Source organism: Nocardioides sp. Root1257 (genome assembly GCF_001425175.1).
In the GTDB taxonomy this organism is placed as follows: Bacteria; Actinomycetota; Actinomycetes; order Propionibacteriales; family Nocardioidaceae; genus Nocardioides.
Genome location: NZ_LMDV01000015.1, coordinates 26,246 through 45,380, shown reverse-complemented (window position 1 = coordinate 45,380; position 19,135 = coordinate 26,246). Strand labels below are relative to the sequence as shown.

At 71.0% G+C, this 19,135-nt stretch carries 17 protein-coding genes; 13 read left to right on the top strand and 4 right to left on the bottom strand.

The genetic code is table 11. The features are described from left to right. Positions 1 to 35 precede the first annotated feature (35 nt). The 10 genes from ASC77_RS25205 (at position 36) to ASC77_RS25160 (ending at position 8,864) form a co-directional block, all read left to right on the top strand. A complete protein-coding gene (locus ASC77_RS25205; RefSeq protein WP_235547976.1) occupies positions 36 to 917 on the top strand; it encodes a flagellar motor switch protein FliM in 882 nt (293 codons plus the stop codon). Next, complete coding sequence (fliN, locus tag ASC77_RS25200) at positions 914 to 1,726, top strand: flagellar motor switch protein FliN (protein ID WP_056159880.1); 813 nt, start codon at positions 914 to 916, stop codon at positions 1,724 to 1,726. Before ASC77_RS25205 ends, fliN begins: the two co-directional genes overlap by 4 nt. 9 nt (positions 1,727 to 1,735) lie before the next feature. Beyond that, entirely contained in the window at positions 1,736 to 2,254 is a 519-nt protein-coding gene (locus tag ASC77_RS25195) for a flagellar biosynthetic protein FliO (RefSeq protein ID WP_056159876.1), read from the top strand. Beyond that, a complete protein-coding gene (fliP, locus tag ASC77_RS25190; protein WP_056159873.1) occupies positions 2,251 to 3,066 on the top strand; it encodes a flagellar type III secretion system pore protein FliP in 816 nt (271 codons plus the stop codon). Before ASC77_RS25195 ends, fliP begins: the two co-directional genes overlap by 4 nt. 7 nt (positions 3,067 to 3,073) lie before the next feature. Further along, positions 3,074 to 3,343, top strand: a complete 270-nt coding sequence (locus ASC77_RS25185; protein ID WP_056159872.1) for a flagellar biosynthetic protein FliQ — start codon at positions 3,074 to 3,076, stop codon at positions 3,341 to 3,343. 1 nt (position 3,344) lies between these two features. Further along, positions 3,345 to 4,106 (top strand): flagellar biosynthetic protein FliR, encoded by a 762-nt coding sequence (locus tag ASC77_RS25180; protein ID WP_056159870.1) that lies wholly within the window; start codon positions 3,345 to 3,347, stop codon positions 4,104 to 4,106. Between the two features lie 7 nt (positions 4,107 to 4,113). Next, the gene (locus tag ASC77_RS25175; RefSeq protein ID WP_056159868.1) at positions 4,114 to 5,259 is read left to right on the top strand and encodes a flagellar biosynthesis protein FlhB; all 1,146 of its coding nucleotides are present in this window, start codon (positions 4,114 to 4,116) and stop codon (positions 5,257 to 5,259) included. Positions 5,260 to 5,361: 102 nt separating this feature from the next. Further along, on the top strand, positions 5,362 to 7,401 hold the full coding sequence (flhA, locus tag ASC77_RS25170; protein ID WP_056160266.1) for a flagellar biosynthesis protein FlhA: 2,040 nt from the start codon (positions 5,362 to 5,364) through the stop codon (positions 7,399 to 7,401). A 47-nt stretch (positions 7,402 to 7,448) separates the two neighbouring features. Then, positions 7,449 to 7,739 (top strand): hypothetical protein, encoded by a 291-nt coding sequence (locus ASC77_RS25165; protein WP_056159865.1) that lies wholly within the window; start codon positions 7,449 to 7,451, stop codon positions 7,737 to 7,739. Between the two features lie 174 nt (positions 7,740 to 7,913). After that, positions 7,914 to 8,864, top strand: a complete 951-nt coding sequence (locus ASC77_RS25160; protein WP_056159862.1) for an endonuclease domain-containing protein — start codon at positions 7,914 to 7,916, stop codon at positions 8,862 to 8,864. Positions 8,865 to 9,235: 371 nt separating this feature from the next. On the opposite strand, the gene ASC77_RS25155 is transcribed toward ASC77_RS25160, so the two are convergent. The 3 genes from ASC77_RS25155 to ASC77_RS25145 are packed head-to-tail and all read right to left on the bottom strand — an operon-like array spanning position 9,236 to position 13,505. Then, entirely contained in the window at positions 9,236 to 11,197 is a 1,962-nt protein-coding gene (locus ASC77_RS25155; RefSeq protein ID WP_056159859.1) for an ABC transporter ATP-binding protein, read from the bottom strand. Continuing rightward, entirely contained in the window at positions 11,194 to 12,930 is a 1,737-nt protein-coding gene (locus ASC77_RS25150; RefSeq protein WP_056159856.1) for an ABC transporter ATP-binding protein, read from the bottom strand. The genes ASC77_RS25155 and ASC77_RS25150 overlap by 4 nt, the downstream gene beginning before the upstream one ends. Next, positions 12,930 to 13,505 carry a TetR/AcrR family transcriptional regulator gene (locus ASC77_RS25145; RefSeq protein WP_156391287.1) on the bottom strand — a complete coding sequence of 192 codons (576 nt, stop codon included), beginning with the start codon at positions 13,503 to 13,505 and terminating at the stop codon, positions 12,930 to 12,932. The genes ASC77_RS25150 and ASC77_RS25145 overlap by 1 nt, the downstream gene beginning before the upstream one ends. A 59-nt stretch (positions 13,506 to 13,564) precedes the next feature. Between ASC77_RS25145 and ASC77_RS25140 the strand changes: the two genes are divergently transcribed. Further along, positions 13,565 to 16,471, top strand: a complete 2,907-nt coding sequence (locus tag ASC77_RS25140) for a hypothetical protein (protein WP_056159851.1) — start codon at positions 13,565 to 13,567, stop codon at positions 16,469 to 16,471. Here ASC77_RS25140 and pdxH read toward each other — a convergent pair. Beyond that, positions 16,449 to 17,096 (bottom strand): pyridoxamine 5'-phosphate oxidase, encoded by a 648-nt coding sequence (pdxH, locus tag ASC77_RS25135; RefSeq protein WP_056159847.1) that lies wholly within the window; start codon positions 17,094 to 17,096, stop codon positions 16,449 to 16,451. The genes ASC77_RS25140 and pdxH overlap by 23 nt on opposite strands. A 78-nt stretch (positions 17,097 to 17,174) precedes the next feature. Here pdxH and ASC77_RS25130 point away from each other — a divergent pair, with 78 nt between their 5' ends. Then, complete coding sequence (locus ASC77_RS25130) at positions 17,175 to 18,281, top strand: citrate synthase 2 (RefSeq protein WP_056160262.1); 1,107 nt, start codon at positions 17,175 to 17,177, stop codon at positions 18,279 to 18,281. Further along, positions 18,269 to 19,129: an SDR family NAD(P)-dependent oxidoreductase gene (locus ASC77_RS25125; protein ID WP_082575318.1), complete on the top strand. Its 861-nt coding sequence runs from the start codon at positions 18,269 to 18,271 to the stop codon at positions 19,127 to 19,129. Before ASC77_RS25130 ends, ASC77_RS25125 begins: the two co-directional genes overlap by 13 nt. Positions 19,130 to 19,135 lie beyond the last annotated feature (6 nt).

Here is a 19,135-nt window from a genome sequence, read left to right as displayed (position 1 = left end):
CCCTCGTGGCAGACCGGGGCGCTCGGCCTGCCCCGGTGCCGGTCCTCTACGACTTCCGGCGGCCCATCCAGCTGTCGCGCGAGCACTCGCGCATGCTCCAGGTGGCGCTCGACGGCTTCTGCCGCCAGGCGACGACCGTCCTGACGTCATCCCTGCGCACCGTCTGCGCAGTCACGCTGACGGGGATCGAGCAGAGCAGCTACGCGGAGTACGTCGACTCGCTCGAGACCACGACCTACCTCACGATCTTCTCGGCGGAGCCGCTGCTCAGCAAGTGCGTGCTCGAGATCCCGGTCGGCGCCGTGATGACGGCCGTCGACCACATGCTCGGCGGCCCCGGACGCGTCGACCAGCCCGAGCGTGCGCTGACCGAGATCGAGACCGGTGTCTCACGCGGACTGATCGAGCGCCTGCTCCACGAGCTGCGCTACTCGCTCGCCTCGATCGTGGCGTTCGAGCCCGTCGTCACCGGTGTCGAGTACAGCCCCCAGTTCGCCCAGGTCGCCGGCGCGTCCGACGTCATGGTCGCCATGCACCTCGAGCTCAAGATCAACGACCGGCCGTTCCCGATGTCGATGTGCATGCCGTTCTCCGGGCTCCTGCCGCACCTGCTGCGCGCGGCCGCTCCGGCGCCGGTCTCCGACCGCGAGCGGGCCCAGCGCGCCCGCGCTGCCGCCGAGCTCAAGGACCAGTTCCAGACCGTGCCGGTCGACGTCGCCGTCCGGCTCCGGCCGACGACCCTGAGCCCGGGCGACCTCGCCGTCCTCCAGCCGGGCGACGCCATCCGTCTCAACCACCCCTCGTCCGCCCCGCTCGAGGTGGTCGTGGACGGCATCAACTTCGCGCACGCCACTGCCGGGACCAGCGGGTTCCGGCTCGCCGCCCTGATCGTGGGCACCCCCAAGGAGACCCCGTGAGCAACCTGAACGTCACCGAGCTCGCCCTCGCCGCCGCCGGCGCCGGCGCGGCGGTGCTGCCCTCCGCCGAGCCGCTGACCGTCGGCACGGTCGCCCCGGGAGACCCGCAGGTCGCCGGGCCGTTCGCCGGTGCGGTCATCGCCGACCTCGAGGCGGCCGTCCCCGGCCGCATCGCGGTGCTCGTCGGCCAGGAGCTCGTGGACGCGTTGGCCGGCAGCCCGCTCGGCGGCCTCGACCTGGCCGCCGCCCTGCAGCCCACCCTGGACGCCGTGGCCGCCGCCCTGCACGGGCGGGTCGGTGCCGCCCGCGAGGTCGCCCTCCCTATGGTGGCCCGCGACGTCGCATCGCCCTTCACCGTGGCGTTCCTGCACACCAGCTCCGTCGCCGCCGCCGTGCTGATGCCCGACAACGTGCTCTCCGGCGCCCACAACTCCGAGCTGTCCGCCGCGACCGGGTCGGTGCCCGGCGGCGCTGCAGCCGACGTCCTCGAGGCGGCCGCGCCCGCCACCGTGCCCGGCAACGTGCTCAGCTCGGTCGGCCACCTCGACCAGCACCGCCCGAGCCCCGGCATCGAGCTGCTGCACGGCGTCGACATGGAGGTGACGGTCGAGATCGGCCGCACCCGGATGACGGTCCGCGACCTGCTCGACCTCACCCCCGGTGCCGTGCTGGAGCTCGACCGGGCCGCCGGCAGCCCCGCCGACCTGCTGGTCAACGGCCGCCTCATCGCCCGCGGCGAGGTCGTCGTGATCGACGAGGACTTCGGCCTGCGCATCACCGAGATCGCCGTCGACGCGGCAGCGAGCTGACCTGACGACATGCTCGAGCTCGCCATCCGGCTGGTCTTCTCGCTGGCCGTCGTCCTGGGCCTGCTGGCCCTGCTGACCAAGGTCGGCGGCCGCCGGTTCCGTGGCCGCAAGGACGCCATGGTCCAGGTCCTGCACCGCCAGCACCTCACCCGCGGCACCGCGGTGTCGGTCATCACCGTCGGCTCGCGCGTGCTCGTCCTCGGCACCACCGAGCACCAGGTCAGCGTGCTGGCCGAGCTCGACCCCGACGAGGTCGCCGAGCACCTCCCCGAGATGGACGACGTCATCGACGGCGCCGTCGAGGGTGACGTGATCACGCTGGTCCAGCCGACCGACGAGGCCATCGCCCTGCCCGCCCCGCGGCCGGTCGGCGCGCACCGCGCCGCCGCCCCCGCCACCCGTCCGGTCCCCGCCAAGGGCGGTCGCCGCGCGGCGACCCGCGCCCCCGAGGGTGCCCTGACCGGCTCGGTCCTCAGCATCGACACCTGGCGCCAGGCGCTCGCCGCGGCCACCGGGAAGGCCTCATGACCGCCCGCCTGCGGCGCCTCGTGACGCTCGTCGGCGCCCTGGTCGTCACGGTCGTCATCCCGATGGTCGTGCTGCCCCTCGTCGCCAACGCCGACCCGGCGTCGCCGACCGGTCCCGCCGGCCCGGCGGGTCCCTCCGGCGACGGGAGCTCGAACGTCACCATCGGGCTCGACGGCCTGACCGACAGCCCGAGCACGTCCGTGACGGTGCTGATCGGACTCACCCTGGTCTCCCTGCTCCCGGCGATCCTGCTCAGCTGCACGGCGTTCACCAAGATCTTCGTGGTCCTCGGCCTGACCCGCAACGCACTCGGGCTCCAGCAGACACCGCCCAACCAGGTCCTCGCCGGGCTCGCGCTCTTCCTCAGCCTCTTCGTGATGGGCCCGGTGCTCAGCGAGATCAACGACGCCGCGCTGCAGCCCTACCTGAACGGCGACCTGACCGCCGGGGCCGCGATGCAGACGGGCATGGAGCCGCTGCGCGGGTTCATGCTCGAGAACACCGACGACGACGAGCTGGAGCTGCTCACGAACGTCGCGGACCGGGACCTGCCCGCCAACCGGGACGAGGTCTCCACGACGACGCTGATCCCGGCGTTCGTCCTCACGGAGCTCAAGCAGGCCTTCATCATCGGGTTCATCATCTTCATCCCGTTCCTGGTGATCGACCTGGTGGTCAGCGGGGCGCTGATGGCGCTCGGCATGATGATGATGCCGCCGGTGATGGTGTCACTGCCCTTCAAGCTCCTGCTGTTCGTGATGGTCGACGGCTGGGCCCTCGTCATCAAGTCCCTCGTCTCGAGCTACGGGTAGGCGCGCCATGAGTGACACCGCGATCATCCACATCGCCCTCCAGACCATGCTGGTCGCCCTCAAGCTGTCGGCACCGATCCTGCTGACCTCGCTGGTGATCGGCTTCGCCGTCTCGCTCTTCCAGTCCCTGACCCAGATCCAGGAGGTCACGCTCGCGTTCGTCCCGAAGCTGGTGGGCGTCGGCGTCGCGCTGCTGATCTGCGGCAACTGGATGATGCACACGCTGGTGGCCTTCACCAACGACCTGTTCGACGCGATCCCCGGCCTGCTGGGCTGAGATGACCCTCAGCGTCTCGGGCGAGCCGCTCGTCGCCTACCTGCTCGCGTCCGTGCGGATCATCGCCTGGCTCGCCGTCGTCCCGCCGTTCTCGGGTCGCACGGTGCCGTCGATGGTCAAGCTCGTGATCGCGCTGGGGCTCTCGTTCGCGGTCGTCCCGAACGGCGACAGCATCCCGCTCGACACCGTCGGACTGCTGCTGAACGTCGCGACCCAGGTGCTGGTCGGCGTGGCCATGGGCTTCGTCACCTACCTGCTGCTCGCTGCGGTGGCCACCGCCGGCAGCCTGATCGACGTCTTCGGCGGCTTCTCGCTCGCCCAGGGCTTCGACCCGCTGTCGATGAACTCCAACACGGTCTTCGGCAAGTTCCACCAGATGCTCGCGACGGTGCTGCTCTTCGTCAGCGGCGGCCACCTGATGGTGATCGGCGGGCTGCTCAAGACGTTCGAGTTCCTGCCGCTCGGCACGACGCCGGACTGGGGCAGCTTCCCCGACGTGCTGATGACGGCGTTCGGCCTGTTCTTCACCACCGCCGTACAGATCGCGCTGCCCCTCATCGCCGTGCTCTTCCTCGCGGACCTCGGCCTCGCCCTGCTCACCAAGGTCGCCCCGCAGATGCAGGCGATGACCGTGATGTTCCCGGTCAAGATCGGGCTGACCCTCCTGTTGGTCGGTCTCTCCTTCCCGGTCCTGCCGCACGCCGTGGACAAGATGGTCGACCTCTCCACCCAGGCGATGTCCACGCTCTCCGGAGCGGGGTGATCGAAGGGTGTCGGAGGAGAAGTCCGAGAAGGCGACAGCCAAGAAGCACAAGCAGAACCGCAAGGAGGGCAAGGTCCCCCGCACCCAGGAGCTGGGCGCGTGGTCGGCCCTCGCGCTCTTCGCGATGGCGCTGCCGAAGCTGATGGGTCACGAGGTCGCGGAGCTGCAGGGACTGATGACCACCAGCCTGAGCATGGGCGGCCAGGCCGACGTCGCGAGCGCGCTCACCGTCCTCGGCGACGGCCTGTGGCACGTGCTCATCACCCTGGTCTTCCTCGGCAGCGGCGTGCTGCTGGTCGGCGTGGCCGGCGCGCTCTCCCAGGGCGGCTTCTACATCGCCTCCAGCTCGGTGAAGCCGAAGCTCTCGAAGCTCAACCCGATCCAGGGGCTCAAGCGCATGTTCGGGGCGCGCGCCTGGTGGGAGGCCGCCAAGATGCTGCTGCGCAGCGCGGTGGTGGTGGCTCTCGTGTGGATGACCGTCCACGCCGCGATGCCGCTGGTCGGTGGTCTGGTGCCGATGCAGGTGGTCCTCGACCAGACGGCCGCGAGCGCGCTCTCGATGGTCCGCAACGTCGCGATCGTGGGCATCGTCCTCGCGGCCGCCGACTACATCGTGCAGCGCCGGATGGTCGGCAAGCAGGCCAGGATGACCAAGGAAGAGGTCAAGCAGGAGCACAAGCAGTCCGAGGGCGACCCGATGCTCAAGGGCGCGATCCGGTCGCGCCAGCTCGCGGCGTCGCGCAACCGGATGATGGCCGACGTACCGATGGCCGACGTCGTGCTCGTGAACCCGACCCACGTGGCCGTCGCGCTCCGCTACGACCCCGAGCGAGGCGCGCCCCGCGTGGTCGCCCGGGGCGCCGGCGTGATCGCGACCGCGATCCGCGAGAAGGCCACCGAGGCACGGGTGCCGCTGGTCCGCGACATCCCGCTCGCCCGGGCGCTCTACACCTCCACGACCGTCGGCCAGGAGATCCCGACCGAGCTCTTCGCCGCGGTCGCCCAGGTGCTCGCGTTCGTGATCAGCCGGCGTACCCACGGTCAGCGCGGCGGCTCGCACCGCAGCCCGCGACCGGAGACCGACGTTCCCGCGGTCAGCCCACCGGGACGTCGGCGCCGAGAAGTCTCAGGTCCGGCTCTCGCCAGCCGATAGGACCCCCGGACCCCAGGACGGAGTCACGCAGCGGTGCCACGGACGGCGCGCCCGCACCCTGCTCGACCCGTCAAGTCCTCTGGAGGAACCAGCGTGAAGCGGATGAACCAGCTCGGGGTTCCCGTCGGCATCGTGATGATCATCGTGATGCTGGTGGTCCCGCTGCCCGCCGCGGTCCTCGACCTGCTCATCGCCCTCAACATCACCGGCGCACTGCTCGTGCTGATGACGGCGATGTTCGTCCACAAGCCGCTGGACTTCGCCGCCTTCCCGGCCGTGCTGCTGGTGATGACGCTCTTCCGGCTCGCCCTGAACGTGAGCGCGACCCGGCTGGTGCTGCTCGACGGCTTCGCCGGCAAGGTGATCGACACGTTCGGTCACTTCGTGGTCGGCGGCTCGCTGATCGTCGGCCTGATCGTGTTCGCGATCCTCCTGGTCATCCAGTTCGTGGTCATCACCAACGGTGCCGGCCGGGTCGCCGAGGTCGGCGCCCGCTTCACCCTCGACGCGATGCCCGGCAAGCAGATGGCGATCGACGCCGACCTCAACTCCGGCCTCATCGACGAGGACGAGGCACGTCGACGCCGTGCCGAGGTGCACGCCGAGGCCGACTTCTACGGCTCGATGGACGGCGCGTCGAAGTTCGTGAAGGGCGACGCGATCGCCGCCATCATCATCACGCTCGTCAACCTCGTCGGCGGCTTCGCCATCGGCGTCGGCCAGATGGGGATGCCGTTCAGCGAGGCGGTCACGACGTACAGCCTGCTGTCCGTCGGCGACGGCCTCGTCTCGCAGATCCCCGCGCTGCTGCTCTCGGTCGCCACCGGCCTCATCGTGACCCGCTCGGTCAACAACGAGGACATGGGCTCGGACATCCTGCGCCAGCTCATGCGCAACCAGATGCCGCTGCGTGTCGCCGGCTTCGGAGCGCTCGGCCTCTGCCTGATCCCCGGGCTGCCCAAGCTCCCGTTCATCGTCGCGGGCGGCCTGATGCTGATCGCGTCCTCGCGCGCCGGCGCCGCGGCGAAGGAGGAGGACGCCCAGGCCCAGCAGGCCCAGCAGGCCCTCCCCGCGGCGGCCGACACCCCGGAGCTGCTGGCCGCCGAGATCCAGGTCGACCCGCTCGGCCTGGAGCTGTCCGCCGACCTCATCGACCTGGTCGACCCCAGCAACGGCGGCGACCTGCTCGACCGGGTCAAGGCGCTGCGCCGCAAGATCGCGACGGACCTGGGCATCGTGGCGCCGCCGGTCCGCACCCGCGACAACCTCCAGCTCCCCAGCCAGACCTACGCGATCATGCTCTTCGGCATCGAGGTCGCCCGGGGCGAGGCGCCTCCCGGCACCGTGCTCGCGATCGGCGACTACCTCGGCTCGCTACCCGGGCAGCCGACGCAGGAGCCGGTCTTCGGGCTCGAGGCCAAGTGGATCCCGGCCGAGCTGCGCAGCCAGGCCGAGCTCAGCGGCGCCACCGTCGTCGACCGGGCCTCGGTCATCACCACGCACCTCGCCGAGGTCGTCACCGCCCACGCCGCGCGCCTGCTCGGTCGCGAGGACGTCCGGATGCTCACCGACGTCGTCAAGCGCACCCACCCGGTCGTGGTGGAGGAGCTCACTCCCGCCCAGCTCAGCCTCGGCGAGATCCAGCGGGTGCTCCAGGAGCTGCTCGACGAGAGCGTCTCCATCCGCGACCTGGTCCGGATCTTCGAGGCGATCTCGCTGCGCGCGACCCGGACCAAGGAGCTCGACCCGCTGGTCGACGCCGCCCGCCAGGCGCTCGGACCGGCCATCGCGGCGCCGTACCTCGTCGACAAGACGCTGCACGTCCTCACCATCGAGCCGCAGCTCGAGCAGCGGATCCTCGAGTCGTTGCGCCCCGGCGAGCACGGCCAGGGCATCGCCCTCGACCCGGAGACCAGCCAGGCCCTGATGGGCAGCCTCGCGCAGCTCACCCAGGACGTGGAGAACCGCAACCTCCGACCGGTGCTGGTCTGCGCCCCGCAGCTGCGGGCCCCGCTGCGTCGGCTCGTGCACCCGATCGTGCCGCGGCTGGCGGTGCTGTCCTACCAGGAGCTCACCGGCGCCGACCAGATCCGCTCCGAGGGCGTCGTCGTCGCCGACGCGCGCCTGGCCGTGGGGGCCTGATCGCCGTTCCGTCCGTCGTTCCGTCAGTTCCGTCAGGGAGGTAGCAAGTGAGTCCGTTCTCGTGGCCCGTGCTGATCGGCACGCTCCTCGTCAGCTCGCCGGCGCTGTACGCCGCCCAGGTGAGCGGCACCCTCTCCCCCGACGTCGCACTCGTGCGGCTGCTGATCTGCATGGCCGGCGTCTGGCTGGTCTGCGCGATCGTCGCGAGCCTGGTCGAGGGTGCGGTGACCTCCAACAAGGTGGCCGCGGCCGCCGAGGAAGCGGCGCTCGCCGCGCTGGCCGACGACACCGCCGTGCTGCCCGTCGTACCGGACGACCTCTCCTCCGACGCCGCCTGAGGGCCGCGGGGGTCAACCTCCCGGAGGTCGTTCCAGCGCAATTGCACCGCTGGTGCACCGGATCGGCTCTTCCGGACGTCGTTCCGGCGCAATTGCGCTGGAACGTGTGAGGCGGAGCGGAGCGCCTGTGGATGACCGCAGCGCCTCACGACCGCGGAGAGGCAAGGTCCTCCCATGGAGCCCGCGACCGTCTCGAGCGACAAGCCGCCGTTCGACCGACCCTTCACCCGCTCCGAGTTCGTCGAGGACGGCCACGATCCGCGGCTGCTGCGCCGTCGCCACTACGCGTCGGTCTTCAAGGGCGTGTGGGTGCACGTCGGGTGCATCGACGACACGACGCGGATCCGCGCGGCGCTGCTCGTGCACCCCGAGGGAGCCGTTGCGAGTCACTTCAGCGCGGCGAGGCTCTACCGACTGCCCGTGCCCGACCATCCCTTCGAGCACGTCACCGTCTTCCGCACCAAGGACCGCCGCCGCCGTGCCGGCGTGAAGTCCCACGTGACGAAGCGACTGAAGCGCGTGCGCCACGTCCGCGGCCTCCCTGCACTCGACCCGGTCTCGACCTTCATCCAGCTGGCAGGCCATCTCTCACTCGTCGACCTGGTCGTCCTTGGCGATGCCCTCGTCCGGAAGTTCGGGATCTCCCCCAGGCAGCTGGTGCGCCACTGCCGACGAAGCGGCGACTACTACGCCGCCCGCGCGGCCGAGGGCGCCGGGTACGTTCGCACCGGCGTCGACTCCCCGATGGAGAGCATCCTCCGCATGCTGCTCGTGCTTGCCGGCCTGCCGGAGCCACAGACGAACGTCGAGCTGGTCGACGAGTCCGGGGTGGTACGCCGGCGGTTCGATCTCTACTACGCAGGCGCGCGCGTGATCGTCGAGTACGACGGCCGGCAGCACGCCCACGACACGGCCCAGTGGCAGCACGACCTGGAGAGACGCGAGGAGCTCGATGACGAGGGTTACCGGATCCTGGTCGTCACCGCAGAGGGCATCTACAGGGACCCAGCCCGAACGCTCGAGCGAATCCACTCGCTCCTCCAGGCTCGTGGCATGACGAACCTGGGCCCGCTGCGCGAGGGGTGGCGCGATCACTTCCCGGCCTGGGCGACCCCGCGTCGGTGAGATCCGGTTCAGCGCAATTGCGGGGGAATGACGTGGCATCGCCTGCCGCCCTCGCTGTTCCAGCGCAATTGCGCCGGAACGACCGCGCCGCCGGAACGAACGGCCCCGCACTGGCCCCGCAAACGCAGCGACCCGCAGGCGTCGAGCCCAGGTGGGCCCGGCTCCGGTGGACGTGATGACCGGATCGCCTGCGGGTCGGGTGACTGCGATGGATTCACCAGCAGCCGTCCCAGGACGACTCCGCCCCGGGTCTTGCTGATGGGCTGCTAGCGGGCAGCCACCTCACGCGTCCCAAAAGAAATCATTCTTCGGACCACCTCCTTTCCCGTGTACGACAACGGTAGGTCGAGACCGGGCGCCGTTCAACGGGATTAAACGGCCGCGTCCTCGGTCGCCGCCGCGGTGAACTGCGCGTGGTAGAGCCGGGCGTAGGCACCGCCGGCGGCGAGCAGCTCCTCGTGGTCGCCCTGCTCGACGATCGCGCCGTCCTCCATCACCAGGATCAGGTCGGCGTCGCGGATCGTGGAGAGCCGGTGGGCGATCACGAACGACGTCCGGTCCGTGCGCAGCGCGGCCATCGCGTTCTGGAGCAGCAGCTCGGTGCGGGTGTCGACGGAGCTGGTGGCCTCGTCCAGGATCAGCAGCGCCGGGTCGGTGAGGAACGCCCGCGCGATCGTGACGAGCTGGCGCTCGCCCGCGGAGAGGTTGGAGCCCTCCTCGTCGATCACGGTGTCGTAGCCGTCGGGCAGCGAGTGCACGAACCGGTCCACGAACGTCGCCCGCGCCGCCTCGAGGACCTGCTCCTCGGTCGCGTCCGGACGGCCGTACGCGATGTTGTCGCGGATGGTGCCCTCGAAGAGCCAGGTGTCCTGGAGGACCATGCCGATCTGCCCGCGCAGCGCCGAGCGCGGCATGCCGGCGACGTCGACCCCGTCGATCGTGATCCGTCCCGCGTCGAGCTCGTAGAACCGCATGACCAGGTTGACCAGCGTCGTCTTGCCGGCGCCGGTCGGGCCGACGATCGCGACCGTCTGCCCGGGGCGGGCCACCAGCGACAGGTCGGTGATGAGCGGGCGGTCCTCGTCGTAGCGGAACGACACGTGCTCGAACGCGACCTCACCCCGGCGTACGGCGGGGGCCGTGAGCGCCGGCGCGTCCAGAGACTCCTCGTCGGCGTCGATGAGCTCGAAGACGCGCTCGGCCGAGGCGACGCCCGACTGCAGCAGGTTGGTCATCGACGCGACCGTCGTGAGCGGCTGCGTGAACTGGCGCGAGTACTGGATGAACGCCTGCACCTCGCCCAGCGACAGGCTGCCGCTGGCGACCCGGAGGCCACCGACGACGGCGACCAGGACGTAGTTGAGGTTCCCGATGAACATCATCGCGGGCATGATCAGGCCGCTGACGAACTGCGCGCCGAAGCTGACCTGGAAGAGCTCGTCGTTCTCCTCCGCGAAGGTCTGCTCGACCTCGGCCTGGCGGCCGAAGACCTTGACGAGCGCGTGGCCGGAGTAGGCCTCCTCGATCTGCGCGTTGAGCTTGCCCGTACGCCGCCACTGGGCGACGAACTGGCCCTGCGAGCGCTTCATGATCTGCGCCGTCACCACGAGGGAGAGCGGCACGGTGATCAGCGCGACCAGGGCGAGCAGCGGCGAGATCCAGACCATCATCGCGAGCACCGCGATCACGGTCATCACCGACGTGAGCAGCTGGCTCATCGTCTGCTGGAGCGTCTGGCTGACGTTGTCGATGTCGTTGGTGACGCGGGACAGCAGCTCACCGCGAGGCGAGCGGTCGAAGTAGTTGAGCGGCAGGTGGTTGATCTTCTCCTCGACGTCCTCGCGCATCTGCCGCACGGTGTTCTGCACGACGGTGTTGAGGATGTAGCCCTGGAGCCAGGCGAGCAGCGAGGCGCCGACATAGATCAGCAGCACGATCATCAGCACGTGGCCGACGGCGCCGAAGTCGACGCCCTCGCCGGGCACGACGTCCATGCCCTGCACCGCCTTGGGCAGTGCGGAGTCGGGGGTGCCGGCCGGGAACTGCGAGCCGATGAAGCCGTTGAACACGAGGTCGGTCGCGTGGCCGAGGATCCGCGGTGCGATCGACATCAGCAGGACGCTGGCGACGCCGAGCAGCACGACGGCGATCGCCTTGCCGCGATCGGGACGCATCAGGCCGACGAGACGCTTGGCGGACGGCCCGAAGTCCATCGCCTTCTGCCCGACCATGCCGCCGCCCATCGGCCCGCGGCCGGGGCCGCCCTGCGGTGCCTCGATCCGCTCGGTGGCCTTGAACTCCTGCTTCTTGGTGCCGGCGCTGGTGTCGGTCATGCCGCCTCCTCCGCGGTGAGCTGGGACGTGACGATCTCCTGGTAGGTCTCGCAGTCGGCGAGCAGCTCGTGGTGGGTGCCGCGGCCCACGAGCCGACCGTCCTCGAGCACGAGGATCAGGTCGGCGTCGCGGATCGTGGAGACGCGCTGGGCGACGATCACCACCGTCGCGTCGCTGGTCGTCGGTCGCAGCGCCGCCCGCAGCCGGGCGTCGGTCGCGAGGTCGAGTGCCGAGAAGGAGTCGTCGAAGAGGTAGATGCCGGGCTTGCGGATCAGCGCCCGCGCGATCGCGAGCCGCTGCCGCTGACCGCCCGAGAAGTTGGTCCCGCCCTGGACGACCGGCGAGTCCAGCCCGTCGGGCAGCGCCTCGACGAAGTCGCGGCCCTGTGCGACCTCGAGGGCGGCCCACATCTCCTCCTCGGTCGCGTCCGGCTTGCCGTGCCGCAGGTTGCTGCGCACCGTGCCGCTGAAGAGGTAGGCCTTCTGCGGCACCAGCCCGATCTGGTCCCACAGCAGGTCCTCGTCGACCCGTCGTACGTCGGTGCCGCCGACGCGGACCACCCCGTCGGTGGCGTCGAACAGCCGAGGCACCAGGTTGACCAGCGTCGTCTTGCCGGCGCCGGTCGAGCCGATCACGGCGACCGTCTGCCCGGGCCGGGCGGAGAACGAGACGTCGGCGAGCACCGGCTCCTCGGCGCCCGGGTAGGCGAAGGTCACGCCCTCGAGGTCGAGGTGACCGCGCTGCGCCGGGTCCGGGGCGACCGGCTCCGTCGGGGTCGGCACCGAGGTGTGCGTGTCGAGGACCTCGGCGATGCGGTCGGCGCAGACCGACGCCCGCGGGATCATCATCAGCATGAAGGTCGCCATCATCACCGACATCAGGATCTGCATCAGGTAGGAGAGGAACGCGGTCAGTGCGCCGACCTGCATCTGGCCGCTGTCGATGCGGTGCCCGCCGAACCAGATGACGGCGACGCTCGAGACGTTCACGACCAGGATCACCAGCGGGAACATGGTCGCCATCCAACGACCGGCGGCGACGGCGACCTCGGTCAGGTCGTCGTTGGCCTTGCCGAAGCGCTGCTTCTCGTACGGCTCGCGGACGAACGCGCGCACCACGCGGATGCCGGTGATCTGCTCGCGCAGCACCCGGTTGACCTCGTCGATGCGGCCCTGCATCAGGCGGAAGTTGGGCACCATCCGGCTCACGACGAAGCCGACGCAGAGGAAGAGCGCGGGCACCACGACGGCGAGGATCCAGCCGAGGCCCATGTCCTCGCGCAGCGCCATGATCACGCCGCCGACCATCATGATCGGCGCGGACACCGCGATCGTGCAGGTCATCAGCACGAGCATCTGCACCTGCTGCACGTCGTTCGTCGTCCGCGTGATCAGCGACGGCGCACCGAAGTGCTGCACCTCGCGGGTCGAGAAGGTGCCGACCCGGTGGAAGAGCCCGGCGCGCACGTCACGGCCGAAGCTCATCGCGGTGCGCGCGCCGAAGCGGACGGCGATCACCGAGCAGACGATCTGCCCGAACGCGACGGCCAGCATCACCCCGCCGGTGGTGACGATGTAGTGGGTGTCGCCGGTCTGGACGCCCTGGTCGATGATGTCGGCGTTCAGGGTCGGCAGGTAGAGCATCGCCAGCACGCCGAGGAACTGGAAGAGCACCACGACGGCGAGCCAGGCACGGTACGGCGCCAGCTGGGTGCGCAGGAGTCGGAGCAGCATCAGTTCTTCCTCTGGAGTCCGAGCAGGACGGTGTCGACGATGTCGTCGGGGGTGAGCAGACGGCCGTCGGAGATCAGGGGGTGGCTGCCCGCGAAGGTGAGCAACCGCAGGGTGTGGGCGAACTCGGCGGCGGGGACCCGGAACTGGTCGCCGTCGGAGCCGATGACGGCTGCGAACAGCATCTCCTGGCGGGCACGCCACGCCTGCGCCGACGCCGAGTCGTGCCGCGGTGGGCCGACCAGGCCGACCTTCTGCATCAGCTCGAAGGTCGCGCGGAACCGCTGCTGGAGGATCGACACGAGCAGGACCAGCCGCGCGCGCAGCGGGAGGTCGGGATCGATCTCCTCGATCCGGGCGACCACGTCACCGGGCTCGAAGGCTCGCGAGAGGGCCGCGTCGACGAGCTCGTCCTTGGTCGCGAAGGCCCGGAACACCGTGCCCTCCGCGATGCCCGCCGCCTCCGCGATCTGACGGGTCGTCACGTCGCGGCCGTGGACCCGCATGAGTCGGAGGGTCACGTCGATGAGGTCGGCACGGCGCTCGTCGGGTGCCATCGGGCGGGCTCGGGGGGACACCCGACGAAGCGTAAGTGAGTGAGCACTCACTCACAAGTCGATTCCTCTAGAGTCCGCTCGTGCGCGCGCGTCAGGTCGTCCTCGTGGTCGTCGTCCTCGGGCTCCTGGGCGGGGTGGTCGCCGCCGGCATCTCGGCCACGATGGGGATCCGCACCGAGGCGAAGGACGTGCCCGTCGAGGCGCCGACCGTCGCTCCCCCGCGGCCGGCCGTCGCGCCGCCGGCGTTCTCCCGGATCACGGTCCCGGACACCGTGCGCACCCGGACCGCCGTCGCCGAGCTCCGGGACGCGACAGCCTCGGGGACCCGTGGTCGCGCCACCCTCGCGGTCACCCACGGCGACGGGGACGACGGCGACGACTCCTACCGGCTCGGCGGCACCGCGAAGGCGCTCACGATCGCCGCCGCCAGCGAGACCGGCGCCGTCCGCGGCATCTACGACCTCGCCCAGGCCGCCCGCGAGAGCCGGCCGGTCACCGAGCACCTGGGCGAGAAGGTGACCTCGCGGCTGCCGTTCCGGATGGTCGACCTGGGCGCCGCCGGGGTCGACGCCGACGCGTCGCAGTGGCGCGGGGGCGAGGACTACTCCCACTACTCACGCGCCTTCGAGGACGCGATCCTCCCGGGTGCGCCGTACGTCGACCAGGCGGCGATGCCGGCCGCCCGCGCGAGCGTGCTGGCCTACGTGAGGCACACGCTCGCGCAGGGCTACAACGCGATCGCGGTGCCGGGCTTCCTCGAGTACCTGACCTTCTCCGACGTGCCGGCGATCTACGCCGACGACCCGGAGTACGTCGCCCGCGCCGAGGCGATGCGGGCGGCGTTCGGACCGATCTGGCAGGAGGTCCACGACCTCGGCATGCAGGTCTACCTCCGCACCGACATGCTGATCCTGAGCGGCCCGCTCGAGAGCTACCTGACGAAGGAGTTCGACCTCGACCCGACCGACCCGCGACTGTGGGAGGTCTACCAGCAGGGCCTCGACGAGCTCTACCGCGAGATGCCGTACGTCGACGGCGTGCTGCTGCGCATCGGCGAGGGCGGCAACATCTACAACCTGCCCGGCTGGGACTACTACTCCGAGATCACGGTGACGACGCCGCCCGCCGTACGCGCGATGCTGACGGCGTTCACCGACGAGGCGGAGCGGGTCGACAGGACCGTCATCTTCCGGACCTGGAGCGTGGGCATCGGCGCGGTCGGCGACATGCACACGAACCCGGACAGCTACCACGAGGTGCTCGACGGCATCGACAGCCCGAACCTGGTCGTGTCGACCAAGTACAGCCTGGGCGACTTCTACAGCTGGCTGCCCCTCAACGACACCCTCGAGACCGGCGACCAGCGGCGGATCGTCGAGATGCAGAGCCGGCGCGAGTTCGAGGCCTTCGGCGCGATCCCCAACGATCTCGGCGACCTCTACCAGCAGGCACTGCAGCGCTTCGTCGCCGCCAATCCGCACGTCGAGGGCGTCTGGACCTGGACCCAGGACGGCGGCCCGTGGCGCGCCGGCCCGATGTCGCTCGAGCTGACCCACGGCTTCTGGCAGCTCTACGACCTCAACAGCGAGCTCTCCGCCCGGCTCGCCCGGGACCCCGACGCCGACCCCGCCGAGATCACCGCCGACTGGGCGCGGCGCTGGTTCTCCACCGACCCCGCGACCGTCACCGCGATCTCCACGGCGATGGCGTCGTCGCGCGAGGCGGTGTCGCAGGGGCTCTACATCGAGCAGTTCGCCCAGGTCCGCGCCTTCGCGCTGGGACTGGAGCCACCGCCGCAGATGTGGATCTTCGAGTGGGACATCCTCACCGGCGACAGCGCCGTCCTCGACGTCATCTACTCGATCGTCCGCGACTCCGGACCGCACGGAGTGGACGACGCGATCAGGGCCGGCGAGCACGCCGTCGAGGTCGCGCAGTCGATGCGGGACGACGTCGCGGCGACCGACGCCTCGACGTACCGCGACCCCGCGCTCCGCCAGCAGCTGCTCGACTCGCTCGACTACCAGGTCAACCTCTTCACGCTGCTGGGCTCCTACCGCGCGATGGTGCTGCGGCACGCGCAGTGGCTCGACACCGGCACCGGCCGGGACGCCTGGGCCGACGCCCGTGAGGCGTTCGACGTCGCTGCCGCGGACCACGAGGAGAAGTACGGCGACGACGTCGAGCTGCCGGCCTACAACCTGACCGCGGCACGCCTCGGCGAGGAGCGGGCCGAGCGCGACCTGCCGATGGCCTGGCTCGCCCGCGGCGGGCTGCTCGTCCTGCTGCTCGGCCTCGGCCTGACCCGCACCGGCCGCACCATGGTGCGCGCCGCCGCCACGCCGTGGCGCGATCCGGGGCCGGTGAGCCGCTGGCTGGTCGTCGCGTTCCCGCTGGTGGCGGTGGCGTGGAGCCGGCTGGTGCTGACGTGGTTCCTGGCGCCCGCCCACCTCCTGCTGGTCGGCGTCGGATGGGCGGTGCTCGCGCTGGTCGTCGTGACGAGCCGGTCCTGGTGGGTGGCGACCGCCGTCGGCGGTGCGATCACCATCCGGTCGCTGCTGCTGCTCGGCGTGCTGTCGGTGCGCGGCCCCGGCGGCTACTGGTTCGCCTTCTGGACCGCACCCGGCTGGCGCACGGCGTACGTCGTGGTGGCGTTCGTGCTCTTCGGCTGGGTGCTCGCCTGCCTGGCGTGGTCGCTGGCGGGCGTCGGCACCCGCCGGTACGCCGCCGGCGCGGTCGTCGGCGTCGTCGGCGCGACCCTGGCCCTCGTCGGCCTGCTGCTCGCCGCCGTCGGCCTCGAGGACGCCCTGACCGTCTGGAACGACCAGCTGGCACTGCTGCCGTGGGGCATGGCCCGCATCCTCGGGATCACGACCTACCTCGGCATCCCCGAGGGCCTGCCGTGGCTCTTCACGATCGTCGGTGGCGTGCTGATGCTGACGTCGTCCCTGATCTGGACGCTGCCTAGGGTGCGAGCCGCTCGATGACCCACTCGTCCGGACCGGCCGAGCGTCGGTAGACCAGGCGGTCGTGCAGCCGCGAGGTCCGGCCCTGCCAGAACTCCACGACCTCCGGACGGACGACGTACCCGCCCCACTCATCCGGGGTCGGCACCTCGTCGGGGTAGCGCGCCTCGGCGTCGGCGTACGCCGCGTCGAGCTCCGCGCGACCGGCCACCACGTGCGACTGGTGGGACGCCACGGCGCCGAGCTGCGAGCCGCGCGGGCGGCTGGAGAAGTAGGCCTCGACGTCGGCGCGGGGCAGCGGGGTGGCGACCCCGTCGACGCGCACCTGCCGCTCGAGGACGTGCCAGGGGAAGAGCAGCGTGCACCGCGGGTTGGCGGCGAGCTCGGCGCCCTTGCGCGAGCCGGTGTTGGTGAAGAAGACGAAGCCGGCATCCGACACGCCCTTGAGCAGCACCATCCGCGACGACGGCGCGTTGTCGGCACCGACGGTGCTGACGACCATCGCGTTCGCGTCGTGCCGGATCGCCTCGTGCGCCTCGCCCATCCAGCGGTCGAACATCGCCATCGGGTCATCGGCCAGGTCGGCCTCGTCGAGGCCGGCGCGGGCGTACTCCTCCCGGAGCGCGGAGAGGTCGAGGGGGGCCATGCCTCGACCCTAACCACCAGGCGGTGCAGAATGCCGGGGCGGCGTCTGACGCCCGTCAACTTCGACCTGAGGAGCCCGATGACCGAGGTACACCACGGACTGGAGGGCGTCGTCGCCTTCGAGACGCAGATCGCTGAGCCGGACAAGGAGGGCTCGGCGCTGCGCTACCGCGGCGTGGACATCGAGGACATCGTCGGCCGCGTCCCGTTCGAGAACGTCTGGGGCCTGCTCATCGACGGCTCCTACACGCCGGGCCTCTCCCCCGCCGAGCCCTACAACCTGCCGGTGCACACCGGCGACGTCCGCGTCGACGTGCAGGCCGCGGTCGCGATGCTGGCGCCGGCGTTCGGGTTCGGCCAGACCTACGACATCAGCGACGAGCAGGCCCGCGAGGACATCGGACGGCTCGCCGTCATGGTGCTGTCGTACGCCGCGCAGTCGGCCCGCGGGCTCAACCAGGCCGTGGTGCCGCAGCGGCTGGTCGACGAGGGCAAGACGCTCGCCGAGAAGTTCCTGATCCGCTGGAAGGGCGAGGCGGATCCCCAGCACGTGAAGGCGATCGACGCCTACTGGAGCTCGGCGGCCGAGCACGGCATGAACGCCTCGACCTTCACCGCCCGCGTCATCACGTCGACCGGTGCCGACGTCGCAGCGGCCTTCTCGGGCGCCATCGGCGCGATGAGCGGTCCGCTGCACGGCGGCGCCCCGTCGCGCGTGCTCGGCATGATCGAGGAGGTCGAGCGACGCGACGGCGACGCCACGTCGTACGTCAAGGAGCTGCTCGACAGCGGCGAGCGGCTGATGGGCTTCGGGCACCGCGTCTACCGGGCCGAGGACCCGCGAGCCCGGGTGCTGCGGCGTACGGCGCGCGAGCTGAACGCGCCGCGCTACGAGGTCGCGGAGGCGCTGGAGCAGGCCGCGCTCGCCGAGCTGCGCGAGCGGCGCCCCGACCGGGTGCTCGAGACCAACGTGGAGTTCTGGGCGGCGATCGTGCTCGACTTCGCGGAGGTGCCGGCGAACATGTTCACCTCGATGTTCACCTGTGCCCGCACCGGCGGCTGGTCGGCACACATCCTGGAGCAGAAGACGACCGGTCGGCTGATCCGGCCGTCCGCGATCTACACCGGCCCGGCCGCGCGCCCGGCGTCCGACGTCGAGGGCTGGCGGTCCGAGTGGGACGTGTGAAGGCCGACGTCGACGCGCACTTCGCCGGCAAGCGGGCCATCGTCACCGGCGCCGGGTCAGGCATCGGCGCCGCACTGACCCGGGCCCTGGTGGCCGCGGGTGCCGACGTCGTCTGCGCCGACCTGGACGAGATGGCGGCCACCCGGACGGCCGCCTCGATGGTCGGCCCGGGCTCCGCCCGCGCGGCGGCGCTCGACGTCACCGACGCCGCGGCCGTCCAGGCGCTCGTCCACACGGTCCAGCCGGACGTGCTCTTCAACAACGCGGGGATCACGTTCGGCGGCGAGACCGAGGACCTGACCCTCGAGCAGTGGAACGCGATCATCGACGTCAACATCCGCGGCGTCGTGCACGGCGTCGCGGCGGCGTACCCGCAGATGGTGGCGAGGGGGTCGGGCCAGATCGTCAACACGGCCTCCATGGGCGGGCTGATGGCGGCCGGCCTGATCACGTCGTACGTGATGACGAAGCACGCGGTCGTCGGGCTGTCGCTGGCGCTGCGCTCCGAGGCCGCGTCGAAGGGCGTCGGCGTCACCGTCGTCTGCCCGGCCGCCGTCGACACGCCGATCCTCGACAAGGGGTACGTCGGGCGGTTCCACGGCCGCGACTTCTACCTCAAGGGGCAGGGTGTCCGGCACCCGCTCGACCCGGCGGTCTTCGCCGACCAGGTGCTCGAGACGGTCGCCGCGGACCGGGCCATGCTCGTGACGCCGCGGCCGGCGCGGATCGCGTGGCGGCTCGGCCGGTTCTTCCCCGGGTTCGTGCAGCGGTCGTCGATCAAGTTCGTCGACAAGCAGCGCCGGATGCAGGACAAGCGCGCACGGAAGGCGCTCCGGTCGGCGGCGTAGCCGGGG

Excerpts from the sequence above, each read along its gene's own strand:
- ASC77_RS25195 (WP_056159876.1), top strand. The coding sequence starts at position 1,736 with ATGCTCGAGCTCGCCATCCGGCTGGTCTTCTCGCTGGCCGTCGTCCTG.
- fliP (WP_056159873.1), top strand. The coding sequence starts at position 2,251 with ATGACCGCCCGCCTGCGGCGCCTCGTGACGCTCGTCGGCGCCCTGGTC.
- ASC77_RS25185 (WP_056159872.1), top strand. The coding sequence starts at position 3,074 with ATGAGTGACACCGCGATCATCCACATCGCCCTCCAGACCATGCTGGTC.
- ASC77_RS25180 (WP_056159870.1), top strand. The coding sequence starts at position 3,345 with ATGACCCTCAGCGTCTCGGGCGAGCCGCTCGTCGCCTACCTGCTCGCG.
- flhA (WP_056160266.1), top strand. The coding sequence starts at position 5,362 with ATGAACCAGCTCGGGGTTCCCGTCGGCATCGTGATGATCATCGTGATG.
- ASC77_RS25160 (WP_056159862.1), top strand. The coding sequence starts at position 7,914 with ATGGAGCCCGCGACCGTCTCGAGCGACAAGCCGCCGTTCGACCGACCC.
- ASC77_RS25155 (WP_056159859.1), bottom strand. The coding sequence starts at position 11,197 with ATGACCGACACCAGCGCCGGCACCAAGAAGCAGGAGTTCAAGGCCACC.
- ASC77_RS25150 (WP_056159856.1), bottom strand. The coding sequence starts at position 12,930 with ATGCTGCTCCGACTCCTGCGCACCCAGCTGGCGCCGTACCGTGCCTGG.
- pdxH (WP_056159847.1), bottom strand. The coding sequence starts at position 17,096 with ATGGCCCCCCTCGACCTCTCCGCGCTCCGGGAGGAGTACGCCCGCGCC.
- ASC77_RS25130 (WP_056160262.1), top strand. The coding sequence starts at position 17,175 with ATGACCGAGGTACACCACGGACTGGAGGGCGTCGTCGCCTTCGAGACG.